9 protein-coding genes are annotated in these 6,231 nt (G+C 67.9%); 3 read left to right on the top strand and 6 right to left on the bottom strand.

Annotated elements, in window-relative coordinates; translation table 11 throughout:
• A partial coding sequence (locus NM1_RS07500; protein ID WP_068015584.1) for a TetR/AcrR family transcriptional regulator occupies positions 1 to 598 on the bottom strand: 598 nt, incomplete at its 3' end.
• A 90-nt stretch (positions 599 to 688) separates the two neighbouring features.
• Between NM1_RS07500 and NM1_RS07495 the strand changes: the two genes are divergently transcribed.
• Positions 689 to 1,726 carry a beta-ketoacyl-ACP synthase III gene (locus NM1_RS07495; protein ID WP_068015622.1) on the top strand — a complete coding sequence of 346 codons (1,038 nt, stop codon included), beginning with the start codon at positions 689 to 691 and terminating at the stop codon, positions 1,724 to 1,726.
• A 94-nt stretch (positions 1,727 to 1,820) separates the two neighbouring features.
• Here the strand turns inward: NM1_RS07495 and NM1_RS07490 are convergent, their stop codons facing one another.
• The 4 genes from NM1_RS07490 to arsB all read right to left on the bottom strand — a co-directional run bounded on the left by NM1_RS07490 (position 1,821) and on the right by arsB (position 4,819).
• Entirely contained in the window at positions 1,821 to 2,318 is a 498-nt protein-coding gene (locus NM1_RS07490) for a hypothetical protein (RefSeq protein WP_068015581.1), read from the bottom strand.
• 41 nt (positions 2,319 to 2,359) lie between these two features.
• The gene (locus NM1_RS07485) at positions 2,360 to 3,061 is read right to left on the bottom strand and encodes a L,D-transpeptidase family protein (protein WP_068015578.1); all 702 of its coding nucleotides are present in this window, start codon (positions 3,059 to 3,061) and stop codon (positions 2,360 to 2,362) included.
• A gap of 199 nt (positions 3,062 to 3,260) precedes the next feature.
• Complete coding sequence (locus tag NM1_RS07480; RefSeq protein WP_068015575.1) at positions 3,261 to 3,716, bottom strand: arsenate reductase ArsC; 456 nt, start codon at positions 3,714 to 3,716, stop codon at positions 3,261 to 3,263.
• On the bottom strand, positions 3,713 to 4,819 hold the full coding sequence (gene arsB, locus NM1_RS07475) for an ACR3 family arsenite efflux transporter (RefSeq protein WP_068015572.1): 1,107 nt from the start codon (positions 4,817 to 4,819) through the stop codon (positions 3,713 to 3,715). The genes NM1_RS07480 and arsB overlap by 4 nt, the downstream gene beginning before the upstream one ends.
• Positions 4,820 to 5,153: 334 nt before the next feature.
• Between arsB and NM1_RS07470 the strand changes: the two genes are divergently transcribed.
• Positions 5,154 to 5,570 carry a GNAT family N-acetyltransferase gene (locus NM1_RS07470; RefSeq protein WP_068015569.1) on the top strand — a complete coding sequence of 139 codons (417 nt, stop codon included), beginning with the start codon at positions 5,154 to 5,156 and terminating at the stop codon, positions 5,568 to 5,570.
• On the opposite strand, the gene NM1_RS40885 is transcribed toward NM1_RS07470, so the two are convergent.
• The gene (locus tag NM1_RS40885; protein WP_084519247.1) at positions 5,543 to 5,809 is read right to left on the bottom strand and encodes a hypothetical protein; all 267 of its coding nucleotides are present in this window, start codon (positions 5,807 to 5,809) and stop codon (positions 5,543 to 5,545) included. The two genes, NM1_RS07470 and NM1_RS40885, sit on opposite strands and share 28 nt — an antisense overlap.
• Here NM1_RS40885 and NM1_RS07465 point away from each other — a divergent pair.
• Positions 5,792 to 6,142 carry a hypothetical protein gene (locus NM1_RS07465; RefSeq protein WP_147288859.1) on the top strand — a complete coding sequence of 117 codons (351 nt, stop codon included), beginning with the start codon at positions 5,792 to 5,794 and terminating at the stop codon, positions 6,140 to 6,142. The two genes, NM1_RS40885 and NM1_RS07465, sit on opposite strands and share 18 nt — an antisense overlap.
• Positions 6,143 to 6,231: the final 89 nt, after the last annotated feature.

Raw genomic sequence — 6,231 nt, 5'->3', positions numbered from 1 at the left:
GCACAGGAGCCCGCTCCGCGCCTAGCGCGAGGTGGTGGTGCAGCAGCACCGTCAGGTGGGTGCGGGCGTCGTCGAAGGGGCGGGGGGACTTGAGCGCGCGGCTCTGCACGATCGCACCCTCGATCGCCGACAGCAGCAGGCCCGCCAGCGAATTCGCGATCTCCGGCGCGGCACCGGCGGCGACCAGCCCGCGGGCGAGGCGATCGGTCCATTCGGTGAACGCCTGCCCGGCCGCGGACTGGACCGCCGGGTCGAGTTCGTCGAGGGCCGCGGCCATCATGAACGACCCCTCCCGGTAGTCGCTGGCCTCCAGCGGGTCGCGCCAGAACGCGAACAGCGCGTCCAGCCACTGTTCCGGCGTCGGCGCGGTGGCGAGCGCATCGGCCGTCACGGAGACGTGCGAATACACCACGCGCGACACGATCCGCGCCGCCGTCTCCACCAGTTCGCCCTTCCCCGAGGGAAAGTGCTGATACAGCGAGTTGCGCGAGGCGTTGCTGCGCTTGAGCAGTTCACTCAGCCCGGCCGCGTGCACGCCGTGCTCCTGCACCGTAGCGATGGTGCTGGCGATCAATCGGGTGCGCGGTCCGGCGGTCACGCGAAGCCCTCCTACCCTTGTGTGAACCGATCGGTTCATGTTAGACCTTACATGCGTGAACCGATCGGTTCATGCGAAGAGAGGATCGCCGTGCCCGCCCACATCGCCACCGCCACCCCGGTCACCCATGCCGAACTCCTCGGACTGGGCGTGTACCGGCCCCGCCGTGTCGTCCCGAATGCCGAGATCGTGGACCGCATCCAGTCCTCTGACGAATGGATCCGCACCCGCTCCGGCATCACCGCCAGACGCTGGGCCGAGCCCGACGAGACCGTCATCTCCATGAGCACCGCGGCGGCCCGCGAGGCACTCGCCGCGTCCGGGATCGGGGCCGACCAGATCGACGCGGTGGTGCTGGCCACCTCGTCGCAGATGGTGCTGGGCCCGTCGGCCGGTGCGGTGGTGGCCACCGAACTCGGCATGCACGACACCGCCGCCTTCGACGTGTCGGCCGGATGCGCCGGATTCTGCTACGCGCTGGCCAATGCCGCGAATCTGGTGCGGTCCGGCCAGGCCCGCTACGTGCTGGTGATCGGCGTGGAGCGGCTCACCGATCTGCTCGATCCGACCGACCGCACCTGCGCGTTCATCTTCGCCGACGGCGCCGGGGCGGTCGTGGTGGGTCCGGCGGAGGCCGAGGGCATCGGCCCGGTCGCCTGGGGCTCGGACGGCAGCCAGACCGCGGCGATCAAGCAGGACAAGGATTTTCAGCAGTACTTCGCCGAGGTCGCCGCGGCCGAGGCGAGCGGCGGCAGCACGGTGCGGCCCTACATCCGGATGGACGGCCAGGCCGTATTCCGCTGGGCGGTCACCTTTCTGGAGAAGGCCTGCCGCGACGCCCTCGACCAGGCCGGTGTCACCGTCAACGACCTCGACGCCTTCGTGCCGCACCAGGCCAACAGCCGCATCACCGATGCGCTCATCCGCGTGCTGGCCGTCCCCGACAATGTCGCGGTGGCCCGCGATATCGCCGAGACGGGCAACACCAGCGCCGCCTCCATCCCGATGGCCATGGAGGAACTGCTGCGCTCCGGCGCATCACAGCCCGGGGATGTCGCGCTACTGCTCGGTTTCGGCGCCGGGCTCGCCTACGCGGGCCAGGTCGTGCGCCTGCCCGCGATCACGTAGCGCCAGCTGTCCGGCCGACGTACTCCCGGCGCCCGTCATTCCCAGCACGCTTCGAGCACCCGTCATTCCCAGCACGCTTTTGGCCGGGATCCCGCTACTCCTCTTCCGACCGCAGGCCCAGGGTGCGCTCGGCGTACAGCAGGGCGAGGGCGTCGAATCCGGAGTGCATGATCTCGTCGACGCCGATGTCGGCGGCGCGGCCGTGCAGGTAGATCAGCGCCTCCAGGGCCTCGGTGCTGCCCGCGACGCGCAGCGCCTCGTCCCGGGTGACCCGGCCCTCCTCGCATTCCTGGTGGATCACGAATGCGAACAGGACGCGCCGGGCGTCCTGCTGCATCTCGGTCGCCTTCAGGTACGCGTTGATCTCGGCGGCCGTATCGGCATGGGGCGCTTCGGATTCGACAACCGTCGCGGTGTAGACGTACCGGTCGTCGGATCGGGTCCAGCGCGCGCCGGCTAGATGGCCGGTCTCGAATCCCACGTCGGCGAGCCGCTCCGCGATCTGGAACGGATCATCGGACAACAGATAGCCGGGCGCCGGTTCATCGAGTCCGGCACGCTGCGGGTACGCCTCCCAGACGACCTTGGTCACCGGCCTACCCTAGCCGAGCGACGGCCCGGCGAGCGCATCCGTCAAGTGGCGTACATCCCGATGACCGGCTTTCGCGACGGTTCCAGGGTGGCGAGGAGGGTACGCATGACATCCTCGGAGACCGAGACGCATCCGGCGGTCGGCTTGTCCACCGCGACGTGGACGAAGAACGCCGAGCCCTGCCCCGCGACCACGGGTGTCCGGTTGTAGTCGATGACCAGGGCGTAGTTGTACTGCGGATCGGTTTCCCCGAGATTCTCGGCGGCCTCGGTGTCGAACGGGCACTCCGAATCGGCGCACTGGTACTTCTGGTTGTAGAGCGGGCTGGCGGTATCCGACACCCACCACCAGGTGTTCGACGGATCGACGGGCAGGTAGGGCAGCCGCGCCCGGGTGTCGGACATGCGGCCGAAGGCCTCCGACACCGCGAACGTGCCCTCCGGGGTGAAGGAGGAACCCTCCCTCGCCTGCTTCGAAATCCCTTCCTTGCCAACCCATGCCGGTGTGCTGAGCGTGCGCTTCCAGCGACTGCCGCGCTGCCACAGTTCCAGCGTCCCGTGGTCGGCCCCGCGCTTCGCCGTCACCCAGACGACCTGGGTTCCCGGGACCGCGTCGGCATCGAACGGGGGCTCGTCGGCCGTGAGCCCGGGCAACAGTAGGAAAATTCCGGTCACCGCCAGGATCACCACCACTACCGTGGCGATCAGCCAGCTCGCCTTGTTCCGAAAGTCGCTGTTCGACATTCCCGTTCACGTCCCTGCCGGTCGATTGATCGCGAATACGCTGCGGGTGATCATGCCCGATCTCCCCGGATCCCGCACCGATCTCGCGCAGCTGCGCGCAGCCTGCTCCAGTTGCTCGTCGGGGCGGGCATCTATTCGCTCGATGCCCGGCTCGCCCGCGCCTCCGACACCGTGGTGTCGGCCGCGGCCGGGCGGGATCTCAGGCGCGCGGCGAGAGTAGTTCGGCGACGAGAGCTTCCACCAGTTCGCGGATTTCGTCGCGGATCGGTCGTACCGATTCGAGGTCCCGGCCCGCGGGGTCCTCGAGCTGCCAGTCCCGGTAGTCCACGCCGGGGAAATACGGGCAGGCATCGCCGCATCCCATGGTGATCACCACGTCGGAGGTTTCGACGGTGCCGGGGGTGAGCAGCTTCGGCTTCTGGTCGGCGATGTCGATACCGACCTCCCGCATAGCTTCCGCCGCAACGGAATTGATCGATTCGGCAGGAGCGCTCCCGGCCGACCGCACCTCGATCGCATCTCCCGCGAGGTGGGTGAGGAAGCCGTGGGCCATCTGCGACCGTCCGGCATTGTGGACACAGACGAACAGCACGCTGGGCTTGGGTTCACTCTCGGCGTGTGGCGATCGGGCCTGTGCGGCAGGGCTTTCGGTCATGGCTGGCTCCGGATATCGGCCTGGGGGGATGCGGTGCTGTTGTCGCCGAAGCGTTTTCGCAGGGCGAGCGAGACGTAGACCAGGCCCACCAGGACCGGGACCTCGATCAGAGGGCCGACCACGCCCGCGAGGGCCTGACCGGAGGCGGCGCCGTAGGTGGCGATCGCGACGGCGATGGCGAGCTCGAAGTTGTTGCCCGCGGCCGTGAATGCCAGCGTCGTGGTGCGGGCGTAGCCGAGGCGCAGCAGCGCGCCGAGCAGGTAGCCGCCGCCCCACATGATCGCGAAGTAGATCAGCATCGGGATCGCGATCCGCACGACATCCAGTGGCCGGGAGGTGATCTGCTTACCCTGCAGCGCGAACAGGATCACGATCGTGAACAGCAGGCCGTACAGGGCCCACGGTCCGAGCCGGGGAATGAACTCCGACTCGTACCACGCGCGACCCTTGGCGCGTTCCCCCAGCCTGCGGGTGAGATACCCGGCCAGCAAAGGGATTCCGAGAAAGATCAGCACCGATTTCGCGATCTGCCACGGCGAGGCGTCGATGGTGGTCTGCTCCAGGCCCAGCCAGCCCGGCAGCACGGACAGGTAGAACCAGCCGAGCACCGCGAACATCAGCACCTGGAAGATCGAGTTCAGCGCGACCAGTACCGCGGCGGCCTCGCGATCCCCGCAGGCCAGATCGTTCCAGATGATCACCATCGCGATGCACCGCGCCAGCCCGACGATGATCAGCCCGGTGCGGTACTCGGGCAGGTCCGGCAGCAGCAGCCACGCCAGCGCGAACATCAACGCCGGGCCGATCACCCAGTTCAACACGAGCGAGCCGACCAGCAGGCCGCGATCGCCGGTCACGGTGTCGAGGCGGTCGTAGCGGACCTTCGCCAGCACCGGGTACATCATCACCAGCAGACCGATCGCGATCGGCAGCGAGATCCCGTCGATCTCCACCGCGCTCACCGCGTCGCCGATCCCCGGAATCCCGCGCCCCAGCACCAGCCCGACGGCCATGGCAGCACCGATCCAGACCGGCAGAAAACGGTCCAGGGTCGACAACTTGCCCACCACCTGGTTCCCGCCCGCCGCAGTATCGACGCTCACGCACACACTCCCGCCACGCACGACTCCAGATTCGACACACGTCTATATTGACGTACATCTAATCAGTAGGCAAATGAACCCCTCGTGAATATTGGGCCCACCGGTGTTCGGACGTCGGTCGTGGCGATCGCACGCCACAAGTCCGGTAGGGGCCCGATCGGCATCTGCGCGAATTAGGGTCGACGACTATGGGCGAAGGTCAGCAGGCATCGGTCGCGCTCGCATCGGCCGCCGAGACGGGGCGTCGGCTCGGCGAGGTGTGCGACCTGTACGACGAGGCGTTCTCGGCGGCTCCGTTCGTCTGGCCGGAGGGCGAGTCGGCCAGGCACGGGAAATGCTGGAGCGGTTCCTTCGGGATCCGACATTCGGTGTCGCCCTTGCCCAGACCACAGAGTCGCTGGTCGGTTTCGCCTACGGTGTCGGCCTGAAGCCGGACACTCCGTGGTGGGACGGCTTCCGAGAGCCCGTTCCCGACACCGTGACCCACGAGTGGCCCGGACGGACCTTCGCCGTCATAGACCTTGCCGTCCAACAGGATTGGCGTCGCCAGGGTCTCGGACGCCACCTGCTGGACGTGCTGCTCGGCAGCCGCGGCGAGGAGCGGGCGACGCTGGCCGTTCAGCCCCAGGCCACGGCATCCCACGCGTTCTACGAGGCCGTCGGCGGCTGGCGATTGATCGGGCGGCGGGACACCCCGGACTACATGTCACCCCAATTCGACATCTACGTGCGAGGGGTGGCGAACCCGTAGGCAGCCAGTTCTTCATCCAGATCGATGACGCACGGGGTGCTATCCCACGGCGCAAGCCCGGCACGTGCATCGAAGATGCTGTCCCCCAATCGATCTGAGCTGCACACCTTGGCCAACTCCGCGCTGTTGCGAATGGCATCCACCGCTCCGTCGACGTCGCCGAGGTCGGCGTGCGCGTTGGCAAGACTGATGTGGGTAAGTGCTCGATTACGCACGAACGAGTGATCGATCAGGCTCAACGCCTCCTCGGCGGCATGGCGCGCATCGTGCCCGGAACCCAATTCGTGGTGGCAATCGATGCGCAGCGACGCAACGAGGCCGGGGCCCGTGAAAGTATGCGACCGACGTGTCGGGCGACTGCGACTCCGCGGACGAGATCGCAGGTCGTCGCGTCGCGCCTCGCGGTCGATGCCGTATTCGTCCCCGGCACCGAGCATTTCGAGGGCGGCGAGATCCCCGCCGATCTCGTAGCGGTAGCCGACGTGATCACGGTGTCACCCGAGCACACCTACGCCCGCTGGTCGAACGGCGACCTCCCCGATCTGAGCCACGTCCCGGGGGACGCCGAGTAATGTGCGCGATCTCTACCGCCGTCGAGCGGGACGGCGGTAGCTCACCACCACACAACCGGTGGAATCCGGCCTGAGCATTCACTTTTCCG

Source organism: Nocardia mexicana NBRC 108244, assembly GCF_001613165.1.
Taxonomy (GTDB): Bacteria; Actinomycetota; Actinomycetes; order Mycobacteriales; family Mycobacteriaceae; genus Nocardia; species Nocardia mexicana.
This window is presented reverse-complemented; position numbering and strand designations above follow the sequence as displayed.